Here is a 23376-nt window from a genome sequence, read left to right as displayed (position 1 = left end):
CTCGGGTCATGTGCTGATCTTGTCGGCTGCGCTTCCGGGTAGGTGAATCGGCGTGATTCGTCACCGGACGACTACTCGCTCCTCGGCGAGTTGGATGGCTCGCCAGACCCTTTCCGGTGTCAAGGGCATGTCGAGATGGTGCACACCCAATGGCTGCAGAGCGTCCAGCACGGCATTGACGATGGCTGGTGGGGCAGCTGTGGTGCCAGCTTCACCGATCCCCTTGACGCCGAGCGGGTTGATCGGACTCGGTGTTTCCAGATGTGCCGTCTCGATGGAGGGCACCTGTGCGGCACGTGGAACCGCGTATTCGAGAAAGTTTTGGGTCAAGAGCTGTCCGTTCTCCGAGTAGACGATCCCCTCGTACAACGCCTGTCCGATCCCCTGTGCGACGCTTCCGTGAATTTGTCCCTCAGCCAGGAGCGGATTCACGAGACGTCCACTGTCATCGACAGCAAGATAGCGAAGAATCGTGACGAGCCCGGTCTCTGGATCGACTTCTACCATCGCGAGGTGCACGCCAAAAGGGACGTTGCGACGACCAGGATTGAAGAAGCGTGTCGCCTCCAGCCCCGGTGCGATTCCGCCCGGGGGACCCTCCATGACGTACGCCAGGCGGGCGATCTGTTGCCAGGATAGCGTGCGATCGGGGCTGCCTCGCACCGAGAAGCGGCCGTCGCGATACTCGAGGTCCTCTGGAGCGACTTCGAGGAGGTGGGATGCGATATGGAGGGCCTTTTCCAAAACGTCCCGTGCGGCCAAGTAAGCGGCTGAGCCGCCCAGCGCCGTGCTGCGGCTGCCGAAGGTACCGATTCCCTGCTGAATAGCGGCCGTGTCGCCCGTGACCACACGGATACGCTCGAGCGGGAGCTGGAGAACCTCTCCGACGACTTGGGCGAGCATCGTGGTATGCCCCTGTCCGCTCGGGGCGATGCCGGAAAGAACCGTGACAGTGCCATCGGGGTGCGCGCGGACCGTGGCTGACTCCCAACCTGGACCCGAAAGTTCACAGAAAGCAGCGATGCCGATTCCGATCAGTCGGCCGGCGGATCGCAGGCGCGCTTGTTCTCTTCGTGCACCAGCGTAGTCGAACCGGCGAAGCGCTTCTGCCAAAACAGCTGGGTAGTTGCCACTGTCGTACGGCACGCCGGTCGGCGAACGGTGCGGGAAGTCCTCCGGGTGTAGGAGATTGCGTTGTCGGATAACCACCGGATCGAGCCCGAGGCGACTTGCGCCCGCGTCCATCAGCCGTTCCAGCAGGTACGATGCTTCTGGCCGACCAGCCCCGCGGTACGCTGCTTGTGGCGTCGTATTGGTGACGACACAGCGGAGGGAGAGTCGCAGATTGGGGACCCGATAGGGGCCTGCGATAGCCAGACCAGTCAAAACCGCGGTCGGACGTGTTGGAGAGGCGTTCCATGCACCGAGATTACTGAGGAGGTGAACATCGAGAGCGAGCAGAGTCCCATCGCGTCGAAAGGCTGCCCGCACGAATTGCTGTTGATCGCGGCCGTGATTCGTGGCGTGGACACTCTCGGTCCGCGACTCGGTCCACCTGATCGGCCGCTGGAGTCGCCACGCCAGCGCGGCGACTAGGACGTACTCCGGGTAGAGCCCACCTTTGGCACCGAATGCACCGCCGACATCCGGTGTCACGATGCGGATCGAATGTTCGGGGATACCGAGTACGCTGGCGATACCAGCACGCAAGGTGTGGGGCGTTTGCGTCGAGGCCCAAACGGTCAGCTGGCCATGAGCAGGATCGACAGTGGCTGCCGCCGCTCGGGGTTCCAAGAATGCAGCGTAGACACGCTGGTTCACGAGTCGGAGCTCGATGATCGCGTCCGCGCTGCGAAGGGCAGTGTCAACATCACCGAAACTGAGATCCCAACGAAATGCCTCGTTATCCGGCCAATCGGGATGAAGTCGCGGCGCATCGGGAGCGAGGGCAGCTTCCGGGTCGATGACCGCCGGGAGTTCCCGGTACTCGACGAGTACTTCGGCCGCCGCGTCTTCAGCTGCGGAACGACTCGTCGCGACAACGGCGACCACACCCTCACCGACGAAACGAACGCGATCGACCGCCAGCGGGTAACGACGCTGTAGACGCACGCCGGCCGATTGCGGAGGAACGGGGAAGGGCGCGAGCCAGTCCGCGAGATCGCGACCGCTCAGCGCTGTCACGAACCCCGGCACTCGTGCCGCGGGGCTCCAGTCCACGTTCGTGATCTCAGCGTGTGGATAGGGACTCCGTACGAGTGCGAGGTAGAGTGCTCCGGGCAACGCGATGTCGTCGGTAAAGATCGCCCGACCTCGCAGATACCGCTCATCCTCGAGTCGGCGAACCGGGCGTCCGAGGTAACGAGATTCGCTCATGTTGTCCCCCTCTCGAATCGCCGAGCTCGATTCTCGGCATGCACGGACGAAAGGGAAAGAGTGTCGTTCGGGATACGAGAAAGAAGTCAGGACAGCGAGCGCTGCCGCAGCCAATCGCGCAAGATTTCCGCATCGTGCGGAAAGGCAAGCGGGGGCAATGCGTCGAGCGGGAACCACTCGACTGCGGTGCTTTCCTCGCTGGACCTGAGTTCACCGCTGACGACGCGTCCTTCGTACACAGCGAGAACGACCGGCTGGCCCTGCCGTGAGTAAAGTCCGACGAGTTGACCGACTTCGATGTGTAAACCCGTTTCCTCCAACACCTCGCGCCGGGCTGCCTCCTCGACCGGCTCGCCGCGCTCGACGAATCCGGAAGGAAAGCTCCAGAGACCGAGACCCGGTTCGATCGCGCGCTTTTGGAGCACGATCCGATCGCCATGCCAAACGATCACGGCTACCGCGAGCTTGGGGTCAGCGAAGAAAGGCCGATCGCATGCCGGGCAATAGGGGCGGAGTCGGCCAGCCACCATCCGGCTTTCGAGTTCATGACGACAATACGGGCAATAACGAATGTCGTCGGCAAAATTGACGCTCATGGCTCGTGGCACTGCTCACGGCAGAGCTGTCGCGCTCGTTCGATGTCTTCGGGGGTATCGAGGTCGAGTGGAATGGAGCGCTCTGGTACGTCACAGGTAACGATCTCATCGCGGTGCCGGGCGAGCACTGGACGTGCACCGGTATCGCCCTCCAGCGCCAAGAGTTCAGGGAATAACCGGCGGGCGATCAAGATCGGGTGTCCCGGTCCATCAGCATAGCGCGGTCGCACGATCGCTGCTCGGGTTGCGCGGAACCGATCGACGAGCAGTGCGGCGACTGCTGGATTGACGAACGGTTGGTCACCCAGGAAGAACACAACTGCATCGACGTCGTCGGGTAAGACAGCGAGCCCGGCTCGGATCGAGGTGCTCTGTCCTTCGCCTGCTCGTTCATTCACCACGACGATGAAACCTTCTGTCTCCAATGCGCGAGATCGAGCAACGTCGGGGTTGAGCACGAGAACACGCGGTTCCAAGCTGGTGCGCTGGACTGCGTCGAGCACCCACTGCAGTGCTGGCTTGCCGCAGAGTTCGACGAGCTGCTTCGGATAGCCCAACCGTCGCGAGAGGCCGCCGGCGAGAACCAGGGCGGCGATCCGTTGCATGGGAACCATCCGTGCTGTGCGTTAGGCGCCTTCGCGCGCGACCGGAGCGGCGGATTTGGCCGGTCGGAGCGGTTGCCCGATTCGCCCCCGGCGGACGGCGATGATCTCGGCCAGAATGCTCACGGCAATCTCGCCGGGTGTCTTGGCTCCGATATCGATACCGATAGGCGCATGGATCCGAGCGAGCTGCTCCTCGCTGAACCCCGCACGACGAAGCCGTTCCAATCGCTGCTGGCTCGTCTTCCGACTGCCGATCGCGCCGATATAACCAGCTCTCGACCTCAGGGCGACGTGCAAGGCTGGATCCTCGAACTTCTCATCGTGCGCCAGAATGACGATATCGGTCTGCGGTGTGATCTTCAGGCCGAGCAGCGCTTCATCCGGCCAAGCGACGATGAGCTGGTCAGCGTGAGGGAAGCGTTCCCGGGTAGCGAAGAACTCGCGGGCGTCGATCACTGTGGTGCGGTACCCGAGTTCTTTGGCCATCGCGACGAGCGGCACAGCGATGTGGACAGCGCCGATGACGACCAAGTGGCGCGGGGGCAAATGCGGCTCCAGGAAGACCTCGATCTCTTGACCCTCGCGAGTGCGGTACGTGCGGATGGTCGGCTCGCCGGATTCGAAGAGCGATCGCGCATCCTCGTTTACGATCGCGTCGAGTTCGCTCGAACCGAGCGAGCCGATGGTTCGACCGTCCTCGAACACGAGCAACTTCGCTCCCAACGGCTCGCCGGAGACGAGCGTTGCGCTGACGACCGCTTCTTCGTTTTTCAGTGCTTCACGCAGCGCTGTGAAAACGATGGCACTCATGACTGCTTCACCAGGGGTTCTACGAAGACGTCGATGGTTCCGCCGCAGCTCAGACCGACGTCCCAAGCCTGCTCGTCGCTAATGCCGTAACGGACGAGCCGCGGCCGACCGGTCTCGAGTACTTCGAGCGCGACCTCGAAGACTGCACCTTCCACGCAACCGCCGCTTACCGAGCCAGCCATGCGTCCTGATCGAGTGACAGCCATCTTGGCGCCGACTGGACGCGGTGACGAGCCGATGGCGCGCACGACCGTGGCGAGCGCGATCTCTTCACCGTCGGCGATCCAACGTTCGATGTCTGGCAGTATGTCACGCATTGGTTCTCCCCCTTTTCAGGCAGCAGGTGCTTCGGGCAGCACAGCATGCTGACGGCGCACCGGCCGCTTGTCGTCGATCTGGCTGAGGTGCTTCGCCAGCGCTTCCAGGCTGGCAAAGTTATGGATCGGCATGAAATCGTCGATGTACGGCAGTGCGGCTTGCATACCGCGCGTCAAAGGTTCATAACGAGGCGAACCCAACAACGGATTGAGCCAGATGAGGCGGTAGCAGCTGCGTTGGAGACGAGCCATCTCCTGCGCCAGCAGCTGCGGATCACCACGATCCCAGCCATCGCTGATGATGAGAACGACAGCCCCGTTGCGGAGTACCCGGCGGGCCCACTCCTGGTTGAAGCTCTGGAGCGATTGCCCGATCCGCGTTCCCCCGGACCAGTCCTGCACCTCGCGCGCGACACGCCGCATCGCCTCATCGATGTCCTGATGCTTGAGGAGGCGTGTAACGCGCGTGAGACGTGTCCCGAACACGAAGGCTTCCACCTTCGCCATGCCGTTTTCGACAGCGTAGATGAACTGGAGCAGAATCCGGCTGTAGCGGTCCATCGAGCCGCTCACGTCGCAGATGACGACCAGTTGGCGCGGCTTGGTCTTAGTCTGCCGGCGAGCGAGCGTGAGCGGGACGCCGCCGCTCTGGAGCGATCGTCGCATGGTCCGTCGCGGATCGATGAAGCGCCCTTTCGGGGAGGCCACCTTGCGGCGCGAGCGCCGACGACCGATCTGCCACGTCAACTGCTGCATGAATCGCCGGATCTGGGCGAGTTCATCCTCAGTGAAATCGGCGAAGTCCTTTTCGCGCAAGATCTCGGCCGGACTGTAGCTGAAGGCGTCGGCCAACGATTCTGTCTCACTCCCCTCGCCTTCCTCTGCTTCCTCGATCGCTTCGATCGCTTCCAAGCGGCGACCCCGTGCGCCCTCGATGCTGCTCCCCTCGGTCTCCTCCGCTTCCTCGCCTTCCTCGGGTGCGAGCTCGATGAGATCATCCGGATCAGGCTGCTGGAGCAGGCCATCGGTGTATTCCGGCTTGGCTCGCCAGTACAGATCGAAGAGCCGGTCGAACACTGGCAAGTCGTCCTTGTGGGTGACCAAGCAAGCGCGCGCCGCTTCGCGAAACTCCTCGCGGCGGCTGATATCGATGTGTTCGATCGCGCGGACGAAGTCCATCGCTTGACCGGTCGTCGTCTTGACGCCAGCGCGCCGGAGCAAGCGAGCGAATGCGAGGGCGCGTTGGGCGAAGTTCATCGTTGCCGTCATGGGTCACTCATCCTCGGTCAAGCCCGAGCGGGGCCGGTTCGGTCTCATTCTTGCGTCGCTGCCGTGACCAGTTCTTCCAACCGCTTTTTGCGAATGTGTTGGAGATCCTCCTGGTGCTTGAGAATCGCGCCGAGTGTCGCCGAGGCGATCTCGACGCTGAGTTGGCTCTGATTGAGTGCGAGCAGTGCAGCAGCCCAGTCCAGCGTCTCGGCAACACCGGGTAGCTTGTAGAGATCTTCCCGGCGAAGCGCCTGGATGAAGCGAGCGACCTGGAGGGCGAGCCGCTCCGGGATCCCCGGTAGCTTGACGCGCAGGATCTCGAACTCCTTCTCCAAGCTCGGGTAGTCGATCCAATGGTACAGGCAGCGTCGTTTGAGCGCGTCGTGCAGCTCCCGCGTGCGGTTGGACGTGATGATGACGTACGGTGGATGCTCCGCCTTGATCGTTCCGATCTCCGGGATGGTGATCTGGAAGTCGGAAAGTAATTCGAGCAAGAACGCTTCGAATTCCTCATCAGCCCGGTCGATCTCATCGATGAGAAGGACGGGAGCTTTCCCGCGATGTCGGATCGCCTTGAGGAGTGGTCGTTCGATCAGGAACTCCTCACTGAAAATTTCGTGCATGGCGGTGTCCCATCCGACCTGCTGGTCTTCCAGCAAGCGGATGGCCAACATCTGGCGCGGGTAGTTCCACTCGTACACCGCGTGGTTGACGTCCAGCCCTTCGTAGCACTGGAGGCGGATCAATTCCGTATCCAAGACCTGCGACAGCACTTTGGCGACTTCCGTCTTGCCGACCCCCGCTTCGCCCTCCAAGAGGAGCGGCTTGGGTAGCTTGAGGGCCAGGAAAATGGCGGTCGCCAGGCTGGTGTCGCATACGTATCGATAGGCCGCGAGTGCGCGCTGCACGGCCTCGACTGAATTCAACTCGATCGTCGTCACGGTTCACCTCGACTCATCAGACGTGCCAGTCCAGTAGTATACCAAAGTACGGTATCGACGGACAGCGATGCGCCCGGGGTCAACGACCCCGGGCGTGCTGCGACACATGGAAGTAGTCGATCAGCCGCGTGCTCGCTCCACAGCGCGGGTCAGGGCTCGCTTGACGAACACGCGCGTGAGATGTGCTCGGTACTCCTCGCTGGCGAAGATATCGCTGTTGAACGTCATCCCCTCGCTGGCCAACTGGCTCGCTGCCTCGATCGTCTCAGCAGTGGGTTGCTTGCCGACCAGCGCTTGCTCGACGTTCTGGCGCCGGACTGCATAGGGTCCTGCACCGGTCACCCCGACGCGTGCCGCGGCGACCGTACCGTCCTCCGCCAGTGTCACGACCGCTGCTGCCCCGACGACGGCATAACCTGATGCTGGATTGGCGAACTTCTGGTAGGACATGCCGGTGCGCGCTGGCGGCTTGGGGAAGGCGATCTCGGTGAGGATCTCGTTCGCCTGTAGGGCAGTCGTGAAGAGGTCGATGAAGAACTGGTCAGCAGGGATGGTGCGCTCGCCATCGGGGCCGACGGCCTTGATCTCCGCACCGAGTGCGATGACGACAGCTGGAAGATCAGCCGCTGGATCGGCGTGAGCGAGCGACCCGCCGATCGTGCCCATGTTCCGTACCTGGAGATCGCCGATCACGTCGATCGCCTCAGGGAGAATGGGCAGTACCCGGCGAACGAGATCGGATCGTTGAATATCGTCGTATCGGGTCGTGGCACCGATGACGATTCGGTCGCCGGTGTCCCGGATACCAGCCAGTTCGCTGATGCGCGAGATGTCGATGAGCGCGGACGGTGAGGCGAGTCGGAGCTTCATCGCCGGGATCAAGCTGTGTCCCCCAGCTAGGAGCTTGGCGTCCGGGTTCTCGAGCAGAAGCTTGAGGGCTTCTTGCACCGATCCCGCTCGGTAATACGTGAACGTGCTCGGATACATCGTCTGCTCCCCTTCCGTTTCTCCAGAGGTATCGTCCTCCGGATCTGCCCTCAGCGCGATCGTTCGCGGATCGCTCGCCAGATCCTCTCCGGTGTCAGCGGCATGTCGATATGGTCGATGCCAAACGGCGCGAGTGCATCGATCACAGCATTGACCACGGCGGGCGTCGAGGCGATCGTACCGGTTTCGCCTGCTCCCTTGACTCCCATCGGGTTGACCGGAGTGGGCGTGACCGTCCGATCGACCGTGAAGGAGGGGAGCATGCTCGCTTTGGGCACTGCGTAGTCCATGAGCGAACCGGTGAGGAGCTGGCCATTCTCGTCGTAAGCGGCGAACTCGTACACCGCCTGCGCGAGGCCCTGCGTGATGCCGCCGTGAACCTGCCCGTCGACGATCATCGGGTTGATCACGTTTCCGACATCGTCGACGGCAACGTACTGCCGGAATTGCACTTTCCCGGTTTCTGGGTCGACCTCCACGACGCAAATGTGGCACCCGAACGGGAACGTATTGTTCACCGGATCGAAGAAGTGCGTTGCCTCGAGTCCTGGTTCGATGTCCCGCGGCAGCTTCCAGGCGAGATACGCTTGCAGCGCCACTTCCTGGAAGGTCATACCGCGATCCGGCGCCCCCTTGACGAAGAACCGGCCGTTCTCGAAGACCAGGTCATCGGGCGAGACTTCCAGGAGATGGGCCGCGATCCGTTGTGCCTTCTCCTTGACCTTGCGGCACGCGTGGACGAGAGCTGCGCCGCCCACTGCGGTGCTACGGCTTCCATACGTCCCCATGCCGAAGGGGACCATTTCGGTATCACCGTGGACGATCTCCACGTCCTCGAAGGGCACACCGAGTTCGTCAGCGACCAGCTGGGCGAAGGTCGTCTCCTCGCCCTGCCCGTGCGGGTTGGAGCCCGTGAAGACCGTCACCTTGCCGGTGGGATGCACCCGTACGGTCGCGCTCTCCCACAGACCGCCCTGGAAGCCCATGGCTCCCGCAGCCTGGGAGGGTGCCAGACCACAGACCTCGACATAGGTGGAGAAGCCGATCCCGATGTAGCGTCCCTGCTTGCGCAGCTCCTCCTGCTCACGCCGCAGGTTCTGATAATCGACCAGTTCCAGTGCCCGATTCAGTGTCGCCTCGTAATCACCGCTGTCGTACTGCAATCCAGTGGGCGTGGTGTACGGGAACTGGTGCTTGGGAATGAAGTTCTTGCGGCGGATCTCCGCTGGATCCATCCCCAGTTCGCGTGCCAAGAGATCGATCATCCGCTCCAAGAGATACGTCGCTTCTGGTCGGCCCGCACCCCGATACGCGTCTGTCGGCGTCGTGTTCGTGAGAACGCCGTACACGTCGCAGTGCACGACGGGGATCGCATAGGGACCCTGCAACATGAGGCCGAACAGCCAGGTCGGGACGCCGGGTGCAGCCGTCGAGAGATAGGCTCCCATGCTAGCATAGGCGCGCACGCGGACACCAGTGATCGTGCCGTCCCGCCGCGCCGCGATGTCGACGTATTGAATGTGGTCGCGGCCGTGAATCGTGGCGACATAATTCTCCTGTCGCGTCTCGATCCACTTGATCGGGCGCCCGAGATCCTTGCTGATCGCCGCCGCGATCATCTCGCCGGCGTACATCGGGATCTTGCTTCCGAAACCGCCGCCGACATCGGTGGCGATGACGCGGATGTGCGTCTCCGGTAGACCAGTGACCGCGGAAAGCAGCAACCGGTGCACGTGCGGGTTCTGGCTGGTGCACCAGATGGTCAGTTCACCCGTGCCAGGATTGTAGGCCGCGAGCGCACCGCGTGGTTCCATCGCCGTCGGGATCAGTCGGTGATTGACCAACCGGCGCGAGATGCGCACCTCGGCGGCATCCCATGCGGCGTCGAAGTCTCCAGAATGCAGCTTCCAGTGGAAGGCGAGGTTGTTGGGGACCTCGTCGTAGAGCTGCGGTGCGCCGGGCTCCAGCGCTTTCTCCTGGTCGACGACCGCCGGCAGCGGCTCGTACTCGACCTCGATGGCATCCACCGCGTCCTGCGCGATGTAGCGATCGGTCGCCACGACCACGGCGACCGCGTCACCGACGTAGCGCACCTTGTCCACGGCGACTGCTCGGTAGGGGGGAACCTTCAAGTCGCTGGCAGGGATCAGCCAGGCGCAGGGCACCGGGGCCAGCTTGTCGACGAGATCCTGACCGGTGTAGACGGCGACGACGCCTCGCATCGCCCGTGCCTTGCTGGTATCGATGCGGACGATCCGCGCGTGCGCGTGCGGACTTCGCTTGATCGCCATGACTAGCGTGCCTGGGAGCCGGATGTGATCCGTGAAATTGCCGCGACCAGTGATGAGCCGTGGATCTTCGCGCCGCTTGACAGCTGCTCCGAACATCTTGGTGACGGCCATGGCTCCCTCCTTCGCTGCGAGGTGCCCGGGATCGACCCGGCCGAACGAGAACGTGCTTAGCTACCGCTGCGCATCTTCTCGGCCGCGTACTGGATAGCGCGGACGATGTTCTGATAGCCGGTGCAGCGGCACAGGTTCCCTTCGATGGCGTGACGGATCTCCTCTTCCGTCGGATTGGGGTTGCGCTGCAGGAAGTCGACGGCGGTCATGATCATCCCCGGCGTGCAGTAGCCGCACTGCAACCCGTGCTTTTCCCAAAATCCTTCCTGCACCGGGTGGAGTTGACCATCGCGGGCCAGTCCTTCGATCGTGGTAATCTCCGCACCATCGGCTTGCACGGCGAAAATCGTGCAAGACTTGACCGCTTTACCGTTCATGAGGACCGTACACGCGCCGCACTGGCTGGTATCGCAACCGATGTGCGTGCCGGTAAGGTTGAGGACATCCCGCAAGTAATGCACGAGCAGCAGGCGTGGCTCGACGTCATGGGTGTAGGTCACACCGTTGACGGTCACGGTGATCTGCATTCGACCGCTCCTTTCCCTTCCGATCAACGACCTCGCAACGCGATCAGGAACTCGCACTCATCTGACGCTCGATACAAGCGAAGAACTGTTCGATCATCCGCTTCGCTACGCCACCCAGCATCCGCTGGGCGACGCCGGCGAAGGGGCCGCCCAGTTCCACATCGCCCTCGTAGGTGATCTCCGTGGTCTGGTCATCGATCACTCGCAACTGGACCGAGCCCACGCCGCGAGCAAAGCCGGGTTTCCCCTGTCCCTCCACCGCCATGCGGTACGATTCGGGTGGATTGATATCGGCGAGTTGTACCTTCCCCTGGAACGTTCCCTTGACAGGACCGATGGCGACCGTCATCGCCATTTCGTACTGATCAGGGGCAACCTGATTGAGGTTTTCCACTCCAGGCAGACAACTCGCGATCGCCTGTGGATCGGTCAGTCGGGCGAAGACGGCATCGCGAGCCGCTCGTATGGTGTACGATCCTGAGATTTTCACCCTCGCTCCCTTCCCTGATACCCTTTGACCGACGCCAGTCTACAGAGCCTTGCGCTTTTCGTCGTCAGGTGGGTGGTGTGGGCAACCCTTCCCGCTGCCTGATCGAGAACGACTCTGCGGGTTCGCTGGCATCTACTCCCATCATACGGCCAATCTTGGGACCGGTCAAGAGGGAAACGCGGAGCATGACTGGAGGGTTTTCTCGCGCCGATGACTCCTCCCCGGTCAGCGACTCTGGCGTCGCGACGCTCAAAGCGCGAGCTGTCTTCCGCGGATCGGGTTGGTTCGGGCAGCGATCGACGAGCTGTCCAAATACAGCCCTGAATCACTGTTCTTCCGGACGCAAACGATCTGCTCCGTTACCAGCCGAACGGAATGTTGCGTCGCGGGTTGAGCAGTGGATAGATCGGGTGTTCCACGAGGGTCACGCAGCGCTTCCAGAAAGCGGCGAGTTCGTTCTCGGCCAGAAACGGTCGGAGGAGCCGCTGGACGCTCCGGCGGTGTCGGAGGAGTCGCGCGAGATCGGAGAGCAGCTGGCTCGGGATCGGTTCTCCGCAGAATTCCCAGAGGATGGTCCGTAGCTTGGGATCGACGTGAAAGGTGAGCCCGTGGTCGATCCCCCAAATCCGCTGATCGAACTTCCCTCGGAAGAGATGGCTCGCTTTGCGGTCGGCATTGTTGGTGAGAAGGTCAAAGAGGGCGATGCGCTGGAGTTCGGGGCGCACCGATTGGCCGCGCAGGGGCTGATCGTCGGGTTCGATATACAGCTGGACCGTCCCGGTGCCATAGGGGCCGTCGCGGATGACCGTCGGAGGGACGAACGACCATCCGAGCAGGCGACTCAGCAGATAGCTCGCATATTCGCGGCGATAGAGCGTTCCAGCAGGAAAATCCCACAGTGGGGCCTCGCCGCGGGCCGGCTTATAGATAGCCAGGAGGTCTGGAACGATGTCCTGCTCGAGCAGCACGACGAACGTCCCGTTGGTGCCCCACGGAACGAGCTGCCAGTCCGCGATCGTCCCGCAGGCGAGGGCACGCCTGAGTGGACGAATGTGCTGCAATCCGCGTGGGGTGAGGAGACGATGTCGGCGAGGCTGGCGGGTCAACTCGGTCGTCATGCTCGTCACCTGGTGGGTACCTGTGGATACCTGATTGTGCGGGTACCTCCGCGCGATAACCTTAGCACAGCGCTCTTGGCGACCGGAATGGCTGGCGGGGTAGGATTAGCTGTGCACGCCGGCCCTCGGCAATGCTGGAGGCCGCAGAATGTCTGCGTCGAGCAGCTCTCTGCCGATCCGGGCGAGAATTGGGTGCAGCGAGATGAGCCGAGGTTCGATCATGGTTTGTCTTGACAGGGAGGGGAGTTCGTGAAGATCACTGTCGAACACCTGCCGCAAAGCACGGTGCGCTTGGATATCGCGGCGGATCCTGAAGAATTCGACGCTGCACTCGAACGAGCGTTCCGGCGCATCAGCCAGCAGGTTCAGGTTCCTGGCTTTCGGCCAGGGCGCGCACCTCGGGCGCTCGTCGAGCGACGAGTGGGGCGGGAGCTGATCGTCGCGGAAGCGCAGCGTGAACTCATGGATCGCTTGTATCGTGAGGCGCTCCAGCAACACCGGCTGACCCCAGTCGCCGAGCCGGAGGTGGAGATCTATCAGGACGAACCGCTCGCCTTCCGCGTCGAAGTGCAGGTCTATCCGCAAGTCGATCTCGACGGCTATCGAGATATCCGCGTCGAGCCGCGCGAGGTCGAGGTGACCGAGGAAGAAATCGACCAGGTCATCGAGGGGCTGCGGCGCAGTCGCGCGGTCTGGAAGACGCCGGACGAGCCGCGCCAGCCTCGCGATGGCGATCAGGTGATCGTCGATATCGAAGCGTACGAAGGCGAGCAACCGTTCCAGGAGCCACTCCGCCAGGCGACTTTCGTCTTGGGCGAGAGCAACCTTTTTGCGGAGATCGATCAGGCTATCCGCTCCCTGCGTCCCGGAGAATCGGCTGAGTTCGATATTTCTTTCGCTGAAGAGGACGAGCGCGTCAGTCCGGAACTCCGTGGGAAGACGCTGCATTACCGCGTGACCGTACACGAGGTGAAGGAAGCAGAGCTTCCGGAAGTGAATGACGAGTTCGCGCAGTCGCTAGGGGTGGCAACATTGAGCGAACTACGCGATCGCGTGCGGCGTGATCTCCTGCGCGAGAAGGCGCAGGCAGCGCGTGCGGAAGTGCTGGAACAGGCAGTCCAGCGTCTCCTCGAGGTGGCGACGGTCGAGCTTCCGCCAGCGCTGATCGAGCGTCAGGTCGCGGCGGACGTCGAGCGGCTGCGTGAGCAACTGCGGCAGCGTGGAAGTAGTCTGGAAGAGTACCTTCGATTTCAGGGTAAAACCCTGGAAGAGTTCAAGGAAGAGTTGCGCCCCCAAGCCGAAGCGCGCCTCCGCCGGTATTTGGTGCTGGAAGCCTTTGCCGAGGCTGAGGGGATTGCGGTCAGTGAGGAGGAGTTGGTCGCTGAGATCGAGCGACTGGCTCTGGCCAGTGGAAGTCCCGAGCAGTTCCGCGCATTCTACTCTGTTCCTTCGGTGCGGAGCTATCTCGCTGACGAATTGCACGAGCGCAAGGTGAGCGAGCGGCTTTTGGAGCTCGTCACGGAAGGACGAGGTGCTGTTATCGGCGAGGCGGCTCGAGTGCTGGCCGGAGCCGAACCGGCCGAGGGGACCGAGCCAGCTGCGGAAGAAGCAGTGACGGCTCCGGAGGTTGTGGATGGCGAAACGACGCCAGCTTCCGAGTCAGCGGAATCGCTGGCGGTAACGGAGACTGGATCCCGAGCGGATGATGACCAGGCATCCTGAGGGTACGAGGAGGCTATGCGATGGAGCGAGACATCCGACCTGAACTCGTCATCCCGATGGTGATCGAAACGACAAGTCGTGGTGAGCGTGCGTACGATATCTACTCGCGCCTGCTCCGCGATCGGATCATCTTTCTTGGAACGCCGATCGACGATCAGGTGGCGAATGCCGTAATCGCCCAAATGCTGTTCCTGGCACACGAGAACCCGGAGGCTGATATCAAGCTCTATATCAATAGCCCGGGTGGCCTCGTGTACGCTGGCCTGGCGATCTACGATACGATGCAGATGATCGAGCCGGACGTCGCGACCTACTGTGTAGGACTCGGTGCCAGCATGGCGGCGGTTCTCCTCGCAGCGGGAACGAAGGGGAAGCGCTTCGCCCTTCCCCACTCGCGGGTTCTGATTCACCAGGGTACTTCCGGATTCCGCGGCTCGGTGCCGGATATCGAGATCCAGGCACGGGAGACCTTGAATCTGACTACGATGCTGACCGAACTCCTGGCGTTCCATACCGGTCAGCCGTTCGAGCGTGTGAAACGGGATACCGAGCGAGACTATTTCATGAGCGCGTACGAGGCGAAGGACTACGGGATCGTGGATCACGTGCTCGAGCCGGTCAAACTCCAGCGAGCGTAGGCGAGCCAACGGGTGGAGAAGGGGCGATGGGGATGACAACGCGTGGGGGACGGGTCTTTTATCGCTGTTCGTTCTGTGGCAAGAGCCAGGAGGAGGTGCGACGACTCATCGCCGGCCCGAACGGGGTATACATCTGCGATGAATGTGTCCAGCTCTGCCAGGAGATCATTCAAGAAGAGGCACCGGCGCGGCGCCCGGCTCCCGCTCCCACGCAGATCCCGACTCCCAAGCAGCTGTACGAGCAGCTGAACCAGTACGTCGTCGGCCAAGAACGGGCGAAGAAGGTACTGTCGGTCGCTGTCTACAACCATTACAAGCGGATCATCTTCGGGGAAGACAGCGACGTGGAGCTGCAGAAGAGCAATATCCTGCTCATCGGCCCGACTGGAAGTGGGAAGACGCTCTTGGCCCAAACGCTGGCCAAATTGCTCGACGTCCCGTTCTCCATTTCCGACGCGACGACACTCACCGAGGCCGGGTACGTGGGGGAGGACGTCGAGAATATCCTTCTCCGTCTCATCCAGGCAGCGGGAGGCGATATCCAGCGAGCACAAACTGGAATCATCTACATCGACGAGATCGACAAGATCGCTCGCAAGAGCGATAGTCCGTCGATCACTCGCGATGTTTCCGGAGAAGGGGTGCAGCAGGCGCTCCTGAAGATTCTCGAAGGGACTATCGCCAACGTGCCTCCGCATGGTGGTCGCAAGCATCCCCATCAGGAGTACATTCAGATCGATACTCGCAATATCCTCTTCATCTGCGGCGGAGCATTCGAAGGGCTTGACGAGATTGTCCGTCGGCGAATCGGTAAGGACTCGACGATCGGATTCGGGAAGAGCGCTCGGCAAGATGGACGCGTGGAGAATGTGTTGCACCAGGTCATCCCCGATGACCTCTTGAAGTTCGGATTGATCCCCGAGTTCATCGGTCGCCTGCCAGTCGTCGCGGCGCTCGATCCTTTGACGCACGACGACCTAGTACGGATCTTGGTGGAGCCGAAAAACGCGATCGTCAAGCAGTATCAGAAGATCTTCGCGATGGACAACGTGGAGCTGATCTTTACCCCTGATGCGCTTCATGCAACCGCCGATCTCGCCGAGCGGCGTGGTACGGGCGCACGTGGCTTGCGGACGACCTTGGAGGAGGTGTTGCTCGATGTCATGTACGAGCTTCCCTCGCTCCAGGGTGTTCGCAAGTGTGTCGTGACCGCCGATGTCATCTACCGACGTCGCCCACCGCTCCTCTTGGCGGCAAACGACGAACCGATCGAGTTCACCTACGAGCAGAGCGCCTGAACGCGACTGGACGAACGCCGCAAGGCCGGTCCCTCACCTGGGCCTCGCGGCATGCCTGCCTTCGCGAGCAGTGAGCGATTCCGGGGTCTCATTCCTTCTTGAGGCGCCGACTGGGAGAGCGCCGCTTTTCGTACTCGAGAATGTCCTGCAAGTGCTCTCGGTAGTGCTCGTAGGTATCAGCTGCGACCAATTCGCGAGTGAGCACTGGGGTGCGCTCCAAGAGTTCGATGAGCTTCTCGTGTGTTTCGAGAAAACGGTCCCACACTTCGCGCAGCGAGAGATTCTGATTCCGTTGGATATCTTCCTCGTTGAACGCGTCGATGTCGTCGATGGTGGGGGGCTCGCGACCTTCTTCCAAGGCCTGAATACGTTGCATGAGCAGACGCTCCCAAGTCGCGATGTGCGCCATCATGTCCTTGAAGGAGTACGCTCCCCACGAGCCGGTCTCGACGATTTCGTGTTCGGTCAAGTTGCGCAGTGCATTCCGCAGCTCGACCCAGGCCGATTGGATCTCCTGCAGGATCGCTCGTCGCTCATGAATGTCGATCGTCATCGTGCTTCTCCCTCCCTCGCGTTCGGCGCCGACTCAACACAGGCCTCCGTTCCTTGGAGGCTACCACGTCTCGAATCACGACGACACCGATCGCTCGAGATGAAGAGGCGCCCGGAGGACGCTCACGCTCCGGACGCCCTGCTTTCGTCCTGCGCGGACTGAGGGATCACTCGCTCCGGCGCATTCCGCTCACGAGACTGATCCAATAGAGCAGGTTGAGGACCGCCATGACGAGCCCAGCGACGTAGGTCAGCGCAGCGGCGTTGAGGACCTCCCGTGCTTGCCCCTCCTCGGTCCGATCGACGATGCCCATGGTGGTCAGAAGCGCCAGTGCTCGGCGCGAGGCATCGAACTCCACCGGCAAGGTGAGCAGGGCGAACAACGTGCCGAGCGAGAACAGGATCACGCCTACCCAGGCGAGCCCGGAGATCCCGATGACGATGCCCAACAGCATCAAGATCCACCCGATGTTCGTTCCGATATTCACCGCCGGAACGATTGCGGTGCGCAACTGCAGTGGCACGTACCCGACTTTATGCTGGATGGCGTGTCCCGTCTCGTGCGCGGCAACGCCGAGCGCGGCGACCGATCGACCGTAATAGACCGGTTCGGAGAGGCGGACGACGCGCCGCAACGGATCATAGTGATCGGTCAGCTCGCCAGGGGTGAGTTCGACCGGTACGTCGAAGAGACCGTTGCGGTCGAGGATGGCGCGGGCGACTTGCGCACCGGTCAGGCCGAGCCGATTCGGTATCTCACCGTACTTTCCGATGACTGAGCGTACGCGCCACTGCGCATAGAGCATGAGCAAGAGCGCCGGCGCGAGAAACACGAAGTAGAGCGGATCGAAGTAGAACATGGTTAGCCTCCCTTCATGACCGTCCCACAGGGGAGCCGCTCGCACTTGGCCGGAACGGCTCCGCTGTGCGACGATCACTACAAGTATGGGCGTTCTCTGCTCCGAATGTCCAGTCGTCGACTGTCGAGTGGATCGATGAAAGGTTCGATCGAAAGGGATGGCCGTGAACGCAGCGATCAGCGACGTGGAACGGACAATGCAAGAGTTGTTGGCCCGCTACGGCGCGCGATTTCCGGCGTTACCGGGGGCGCTTCCCGTGTACGAGGTACTTGCCTATCATCTCGGCTGGCGCGACGAGCGGATGCAGCCAGCGAGCGGAGTCAGCGGCAAGCGGTTTCGGCCTGCGCTCTGTACGGCTATCGCTTCTGCTGTCTGCGGTGATGCTGCTCGTGCTGTTGGCATCGCGGCAGCGATCGAGCTGCTCCACAATTTCACCCTGATCCACGACGATATCCAGGATCGCAGTCGATTACGACGGCATCGCCCCACGATTTGGGCCCTGTGGGGCGATGCTCAAGCGATCAATGCTGGCGATGCACTTTTCGTGTTGAGCCAGATCGCCGCGCTGGAAGCGGCACAAGCACTCGAGCCCAGTCGTGGTGCGGAGCTCGTGCGCCGCTTCAACGAGACGGCACTTCTGATCGTCGAAGGACAGGTTCTCGATCTCAGTTTCGAACAACGCCCCGAAGTGTCGGTCAACGAGTACCTCACCATGATCGAACGGAAGACGGCTGCGCTGATCGCCTATTCCGCGTGGGCTGGGGCTCTGGTGGCTGGCGCGCCAGCGGAGGTCGCGGCACGGTTGGAGCGCTTCGGGCGTGCGCTGGGACTCGGTTTTCAGATCCGCGACGACTACCTCGGTGTCTGGGGCGATCCGGCGGTTACAGGAAAGCCCCGAGGCGATGACCTCCGACAACGCAAGAAGAGCTTGCCGATCGTTCTCGTCCTCGAACGCGCTGCAGCCAGTGATCGGGCCTGGTTACTGGATCTCTGGCGTCGACGAACTGAGCTGAGCGCGGAGGAAGTGGCTGCGGTCATCGAGCTCCTGGAACGCTACGCGGTGCGTACTGCTCTGCAGGAAGCAGTCGAACGGTTCCATGGCGAAGCGTTGGCAGAGCTCGAAGCGCTGTCGCTCACACCCGAAGGGGTTGCTTCTTTACAAGGGCTCGTCGCCGGATTGCCCGTGCGCGAAGCCTAGTCCTCTTGGGGCAGCAGTGACGGTAGCCGGTCTCCCGTCTCGCGCTCGAGCAGCCGGAGCGTCGCCTCGATCAAGCCGTAACAGCCGGTCACCATCATGTCTCCGAAGGGTGCTGCCTCGTACCAGCCCAGTGAACGGACGAGCGATCGATTGGGACCAGTGATGGCCACGAACGGAAACGGCGCGGCCGCAACGTAGCTAGGTGTCAGGACGGCTCCGTGACCACCCAGACGCACGACGTCCGGGTGCGTGAGTCGTCCGCTCTGTAGCTTGGAGACAAGATCCGCGAGGATGGCCGGAGTCACCCCACCGGTATGGTGCTCGAAGAGTCCATAGATGCGCGTTCCTCGTATCGCGACGCCGAACGTGTGCATGTTCCCCACATTCACGACAACGGCGCCATCCGAACGGGCTGCGCGCCAGACCACTGGATCGCACAGCGCGCCGAGGACGGCGGCCGGGCCGGTGTCCATGAGCACGCAGCCGGGAACCTGCCGTCGAACGGCTTGCATGCGCAGGAGGTAGGCTGGGGGTATACGGAAGGCCAGAGCGCGCAGATCGTCCGCCTGCTCGAGGAGCTCCGCCAGGAAACGGTACCGATGCTCATGGGCGTCCGTCGAGGGGTCGTACCCATGATCCTGTACGGCGATCGCCCAGAGCGCCGGTAATTCGACCTCGAAGGCGCGCAAGGCATGGGTAAGGGCAGGGACATCGACATCGCCCAACCAGACGATTTCAGCACCGAGTGGAGGCAGTTCGGTCAATTCGATGCCCATGCGCTGGACACGATCCAGGTCGTTGTGGAGTGTCCGCGCGGCGTCTGGCTGCGCGGACACTGGTAGGCCAGCAGCCAGATGCGCATGGATTGCGTCGCTGCTCGCACCACCCCCCATCAGATGGCCAGCGAGATGGAGCGGACGCGCGCGACTGGTGATCCGGCGAATACGCGTGGCAACGACCTGTGTTTGCGAGGGTAAGACGAGTTTGACGCAGTTTTCCGGCTCACGATCTGACTCGTAGAGGACGATATCTTGCGTGCCTGCTCCGGCATCGAGAGCCAGAATGCGGATCGGTGGCTTCATCGTCTCTCCTCCCGCTGGAGGGTATGCCGCACTGTCGAGGAACGGATGTACCGCAGAGGGTCATCGCATGCTCGTTGCGGATCGTGCGCATCAGGATCGAGTTCCAGGCAGAGGATCTCGGGTGAAGCGAAGAGCCGAAATGGAAGCTGCGTTAGCCCGATACCAGCACTCACGTACACGAGCATCCCTTTTTCCCAGAACCAGCCCCGCTGCAGACGTGCGTGCGGTTTGTGGCGCCAGCGATCGAGATACCATGCAGCATCCAGTAACCCGATCGTCCGGGAAGGGGAGAGCCGAACCTGCCCCCAATGAGTATGACCGAAGAGCGCAAGATCAGCGCATCCGACGGGCAGGCGCTCGACGACCGAGGGAGCATGGGCGAGCAGGAGCCGCGGGTGCGGCGGGGGCGGCCGCTTCAAAATCTCCGGGCGATCATAGCCAGTATAGGGGTCGTCGAGACCTACCAATTCGATCGTGCCGGTCGCTCCTTGCTGCCGTTCGACGGTAATGGTGACAAATTCGTTACGCAACACACGCACGTTGCGAGCTTCCAGGAAACGAACGATAGCTTGTGCATTGGTCGTTCCGCGTCGGTAATCATGGTTGCCGAGCACCCCAAACACGTTCTCGTAGCGTGCCAGTTCATCGAACAGGGCGGTGTCGACCATGTTGCCCTGATCGAAGTAATCACCGCCGAGCAAGACCAGATCGGGACGCCAGCTCGCCAGGAGGTGCAGTGCGGTCCGCGAGAGCTGCGTGCTCGTTCCAGGTCCGCCCGCGTGAAAGTCGGTGAGAAAGGCTAAACGGAGGCCGGTAGCGCTCTCTCGGGGCCGGGGTAGGGCAAGCCGCGCTCGACGTACGAGAAGCTGACGCGGCTCCCTGCTCGCCAGGAGCAGGAGTAGGGTCGCGCCGATCGATCCGACGATCGCTCCGAGCTGTCGGGCAGCTCCTCGCACTGTCTCACCCTTCGAACAGGTGTTCCACGTATACTTGGCGCAACAGCGAGCCCCTCGTCTCGGGGCCAGCAGGTCGCAGGGAGTGTACCAGTGAGACAGTCGAGGCGCGCGACTGGGCGAGTACCGATCACGCAGGCGATGGAGGATTATCTGAAAGTCATCTTCGCGCTCGAGCGCGACGAGGGACGGGTTACGACCCAAGCGATCGCCGAGCGTTTGCGGGTGCAGAGCCCCTCGGTGACGAACATGTTGAAGCGGATGGCTGCACTTGATCTCGTCGATCACCAACCCTATCGGGGTGTGCGACTGACGGACCGCGGGAGAAGCGTTGCGCTCGAAGTGATCCGGCATCATCGCTTATTGGAGCGGTTTCTCGCCGAGGTTTTGGAGTATCCGTGGGATGCTCTGCACGAAGAGGCGGATCGCCTCGAGCACGGACTTTCCGAGGAACTGGAGTCCTGGATCGACGCACGACTCGGCTTCCCGACCGAAGATCCGCACGGACATCCCATCCCGCGCAGCGATGGCTCGCTCCCCGAACGACCCTGTCAGCGGTTGCACGATGTCCTGCCGGGGCAGCAGGTGGAAGTTCTCCATGTTGCCGATCACGATCGCGCACAGCTCCGCTATCTGGCAGAACTGGGTATTCGCCCGGGCACTCGCCTAGAGGTACTCGAGCGCTTACCGTTCGAGGGGCCACTGCGGGTCCGGATCGGTGATCGCGAGCAGTACGTCGGGGAACGATTGGCACGCGGAATCTACGTGACGGCAGCATCGACGGGGGGCAAGGAGCAAGCGACGCGGTAAATCGTGCGTTTGCCCGCACGGAAGCGAGCCCTCGATTGCCGGCCGATGAATCGTTCGCAGTCAACCGGGTTCGGGTAGTCCGTCCGATGGGAGAGGCGAATGCCGCGCTACCGGTGGCGGGAACCGGAACGAGTTCCGGAAATGGCTCGGGAACTCGCGGTTCATCCGCTGCTGGCCGCTGTCCTCTACCGTCGGGGTATTCGGAACCACGAGGAGGTGCGGCGCTTCCTCCAGCCGCACCTCAGCGACCTGCCTGATCCCGCCGCCTTGCCCGACAGTGGGAGAGCGGTATCCCTCGTCGAGGAGGTACGGTGCCGGTCACGACCAGTGGTCGTCTTCGGCGACTACGATGTGGATGGTTTGACCGCAACGACGCTCCTCGCGCAGCTCTTTGGGGAATTCGGGTTGACGGTCATCCCGATGGTGCCCCACCGCCTGCGCGATGGATATGGTTTCCAGCGTCATCACGTGCCAGGCGTGCTGGAGCACCGGCCTGCGCTCCTCGTGACGGTGGATTGCGGAACCGGTGACTGGGATGCCTTGCGCGATGTTCTCCGAGCTGGGGTTCCGGTCATCGTTCTGGACCATCACGCTGTCCATGACGAGGCCTGGCCAGATGAGCTGGCATTCGTCTCGGTCGCGCGGCCGGATGCTCCACCGGTCTTCCGAACACTGTCGGCAGTCGGTGTCGCGTACCAGTTCGCACGCCTGCTGCTCGGGAACGAAGCTGCGTCCCGTTGGCTTCCCTTGGTCGCGCTCGGTACGGTTGCTGACGTCGTTCCCTTGGTCGGGATCAACCGAACGCTCGTGGCGCTCGGGCTGAAGCGTTTTTGGGAGACGGCACCGCTCGGCCTGCGGACACTCGCGCGCCTGAGTGGACTCGACAGCGCACGGGGACAGCGGTTGACCAGTTGGCATTGCGGGTATGTACTGGGGCCCCGGCTCAATGCAGCTGGGAGAATGGACGATCCGCGCTTGGCGCTCGAGCTCCTGTTGACGGCGGACGCACAGCGAGCGGAGGAACTAGCCCGGAAACTCAACGAACTCAACGCCTTGCGGCAGCGTGCGATCGAGCGGATGTTGGCGGAAGCCGAGCAACGGATCGACGCACTCGGGAGCTTACCGCCCGTCCTGGTGCTGGCTGATAGTGCCTGGAGCGTTGGGTTGGTCGGGCTCGCGGCCAGCAAGCTCGTCAGTCGCTATGCGCGTCCGGTCGTGCTCCTCGCCCGAGAGAGCGAGGTCAGTCGTGGTTCTGCCCGCAGCATCGATGGTTTCGATATTGCGGCAGCGCTGGCGCGCTGCCGTGACCTCTTGATCGACCATGGTGGACATCATGCGGCCGCAGGATTGACGGTGGAGACGGAACGCATCGCAGAACTGGAAGCGCGGCTGCTCGAAATCGCCGCGGAACACCTTGGCCAAGAGGAACCGGCGTTACCGCTCGAGTTGGACGCGGAACTCCACCCGTACCAGATCGCTCTGGAGACGTGGGAGGTGCTGGCGCAGCTGGAACCCTATGGTCACGGCAACCCGGTACCGCGTTTCCTCGTCCGCGATGTTCGAGCTGTCGACATCACGAGCACGCAGAACGAGCGGCACCTGCGCTTCACCGTCGTCGCACCGGACGGCACCGTGCGCCAGGCGGTCTGGTTCGAGGGGGGACGAGAGATCGCCCGCTTGGCCCGTGCTGGGCGCATCGACATCGCGTTCACGTTGCGACGGAGCGATTGGAACGGGCAGGAACGAGTCGAGCTGGACGTGATCGACATTCGTCCGACCCGCTGATCGCTGTCTTCTCCCCTCTGTCACGAATCTCGATCCAGCG

22 protein-coding genes are annotated in these 23376 nt (G+C 62.4%); 6 read left to right on the top strand and 16 right to left on the bottom strand.

Annotated features, from left to right (window positions below):
• Positions 1-60: 60 nt before the first annotated feature.
• From TRD_RS05670 to TRD_RS05615, 12 genes are all read right to left on the bottom strand, one after another.
• Entirely contained in the window at positions 61-2376 is a 2316-nt protein-coding gene (locus tag TRD_RS05670; protein ID WP_041435996.1) for a xanthine dehydrogenase family protein molybdopterin-binding subunit, read from the bottom strand.
• An 86-nt stretch (positions 2377-2462) separates the two neighbouring features.
• Positions 2463-2972, bottom strand: a complete 510-nt coding sequence (locus tag TRD_RS05665; RefSeq protein WP_015922166.1) for an NUDIX hydrolase — start codon at positions 2970-2972, stop codon at positions 2463-2465.
• Entirely contained in the window at positions 2969-3577 is a 609-nt protein-coding gene (locus TRD_RS05660; protein ID WP_015922165.1) for a nucleotidyltransferase family protein, read from the bottom strand. Before TRD_RS05660 ends, TRD_RS05665 begins: the two co-directional genes overlap by 4 nt.
• A gap of 21 nt (positions 3578-3598) precedes the next feature.
• Positions 3599-4387 (bottom strand): XdhC family protein, encoded by a 789-nt coding sequence (locus TRD_RS05655; RefSeq protein ID WP_015922164.1) that lies wholly within the window; start codon positions 4385-4387, stop codon positions 3599-3601.
• On the bottom strand, positions 4384-4704 hold the full coding sequence (locus tag TRD_RS05650; protein WP_015922163.1) for an XdhC family protein: 321 nt from the start codon (positions 4702-4704) through the stop codon (positions 4384-4386). The genes TRD_RS05655 and TRD_RS05650 overlap by 4 nt, the downstream gene beginning before the upstream one ends.
• A gap of 15 nt (positions 4705-4719) precedes the next feature.
• The gene (locus TRD_RS05645) at positions 4720-5973 is read right to left on the bottom strand and encodes a vWA domain-containing protein (RefSeq protein ID WP_015922162.1); all 1254 of its coding nucleotides are present in this window, start codon (positions 5971-5973) and stop codon (positions 4720-4722) included.
• Between the two features lie 44 nt (positions 5974-6017).
• A complete protein-coding gene (locus TRD_RS05640; protein ID WP_015922161.1) occupies positions 6018-6914 on the bottom strand; it encodes an AAA family ATPase in 897 nt (298 codons plus the stop codon).
• A 120-nt stretch (positions 6915-7034) separates the two neighbouring features.
• Complete coding sequence (locus TRD_RS05635) at positions 7035-7901, bottom strand: FAD binding domain-containing protein (RefSeq protein ID WP_015922160.1); 867 nt, start codon at positions 7899-7901, stop codon at positions 7035-7037.
• A 50-nt stretch (positions 7902-7951) separates the two neighbouring features.
• Positions 7952-10303 (bottom strand): xanthine dehydrogenase family protein molybdopterin-binding subunit, encoded by a 2352-nt coding sequence (locus TRD_RS05630; RefSeq protein WP_015922159.1) that lies wholly within the window; start codon positions 10301-10303, stop codon positions 7952-7954.
• A 56-nt stretch (positions 10304-10359) separates the two neighbouring features.
• Positions 10360-10830, bottom strand: a complete 471-nt coding sequence (locus tag TRD_RS05625) for a (2Fe-2S)-binding protein (protein WP_015922158.1) — start codon at positions 10828-10830, stop codon at positions 10360-10362.
• A 43-nt stretch (positions 10831-10873) separates the two neighbouring features.
• On the bottom strand, positions 10874-11320 hold the full coding sequence (locus TRD_RS05620; RefSeq protein WP_015922157.1) for an SRPBCC family protein: 447 nt from the start codon (positions 11318-11320) through the stop codon (positions 10874-10876).
• A 359-nt stretch (positions 11321-11679) separates the two neighbouring features.
• On the bottom strand, positions 11680-12438 hold the full coding sequence (locus TRD_RS05615; RefSeq protein ID WP_015922156.1) for an SCO1664 family protein: 759 nt from the start codon (positions 12436-12438) through the stop codon (positions 11680-11682).
• Between the two features lie 249 nt (positions 12439-12687).
• On the opposite strand from TRD_RS05615, the gene tig reads away from it, so the two are divergent.
• From tig to clpX, 3 genes are read left to right on the top strand one after another with little or no spacing between them, the layout of a single operon-like run.
• A complete protein-coding gene (gene tig, locus TRD_RS05610) occupies positions 12688-14160 on the top strand; it encodes a trigger factor (protein WP_015922155.1) in 1473 nt (490 codons plus the stop codon).
• Positions 14161-14180: 20 nt separating this feature from the next.
• On the top strand, positions 14181-14798 hold the full coding sequence (locus tag TRD_RS05605) for an ATP-dependent Clp protease proteolytic subunit (protein WP_015922154.1): 618 nt from the start codon (positions 14181-14183) through the stop codon (positions 14796-14798).
• A gap of 32 nt (positions 14799-14830) precedes the next feature.
• Entirely contained in the window at positions 14831-16096 is a 1266-nt protein-coding gene (gene clpX, locus TRD_RS05600; protein ID WP_041436699.1) for an ATP-dependent Clp protease ATP-binding subunit ClpX, read from the top strand.
• An 88-nt stretch (positions 16097-16184) separates the two neighbouring features.
• On the opposite strand, the gene TRD_RS05595 is transcribed toward clpX, so the two are convergent.
• Entirely contained in the window at positions 16185-16649 is a 465-nt protein-coding gene (locus TRD_RS05595) for a ClbS/DfsB family four-helix bundle protein (protein WP_015922152.1), read from the bottom strand.
• 166 nt (positions 16650-16815) lie between these two features.
• The gene (locus TRD_RS05590; RefSeq protein ID WP_015922151.1) at positions 16816-17508 is read right to left on the bottom strand and encodes a zinc metallopeptidase; all 693 of its coding nucleotides are present in this window, start codon (positions 17506-17508) and stop codon (positions 16816-16818) included.
• A 157-nt stretch (positions 17509-17665) separates the two neighbouring features.
• Here TRD_RS05590 and TRD_RS05585 point away from each other — a divergent pair, with 157 nt between their 5' ends.
• Positions 17666-18706 (top strand): polyprenyl synthetase family protein, encoded by a 1041-nt coding sequence (locus tag TRD_RS05585; protein ID WP_052294064.1) that lies wholly within the window; start codon positions 17666-17668, stop codon positions 18704-18706.
• On the opposite strand, the gene TRD_RS05580 is transcribed toward TRD_RS05585, so the two are convergent.
• Both TRD_RS05580 and TRD_RS13610 read right to left on the bottom strand, forming a co-directional pair.
• Positions 18703-19788 (bottom strand): DUF1786 domain-containing protein, encoded by a 1086-nt coding sequence (locus tag TRD_RS05580; protein ID WP_015922149.1) that lies wholly within the window; start codon positions 19786-19788, stop codon positions 18703-18705. The two genes, TRD_RS05585 and TRD_RS05580, sit on opposite strands and share 4 nt — an antisense overlap.
• Positions 19785-20744: a metallophosphoesterase gene (locus TRD_RS13610; RefSeq protein ID WP_015922148.1), complete on the bottom strand. Its 960-nt coding sequence runs from the start codon at positions 20742-20744 to the stop codon at positions 19785-19787. The genes TRD_RS05580 and TRD_RS13610 overlap by 4 nt, the downstream gene beginning before the upstream one ends.
• A gap of 90 nt (positions 20745-20834) precedes the next feature.
• Between TRD_RS13610 and TRD_RS05570 the strand changes: the two genes are divergently transcribed.
• On the top strand, positions 20835-21551 hold the full coding sequence (locus TRD_RS05570; RefSeq protein WP_015922147.1) for a metal-dependent transcriptional regulator: 717 nt from the start codon (positions 20835-20837) through the stop codon (positions 21549-21551).
• 99 nt (positions 21552-21650) lie between these two features.
• Positions 21651-23336, top strand: coding sequence for a single-stranded-DNA-specific exonuclease RecJ (gene recJ / locus TRD_RS05565; RefSeq protein ID WP_015922146.1), 1686 nt, complete (start codon positions 21651-21653; stop codon positions 23334-23336).
• Positions 23337-23376: the final 40 nt, after the last annotated feature.

Origin of the sequence: Thermomicrobium roseum DSM 5159, from assembly GCF_000021685.1 — a bacterium.
Taxonomy (GTDB): Bacteria; Chloroflexota; Chloroflexia; order Thermomicrobiales; family Thermomicrobiaceae; genus Thermomicrobium; species Thermomicrobium roseum.
This window is presented reverse-complemented; position numbering and strand designations above follow the sequence as displayed.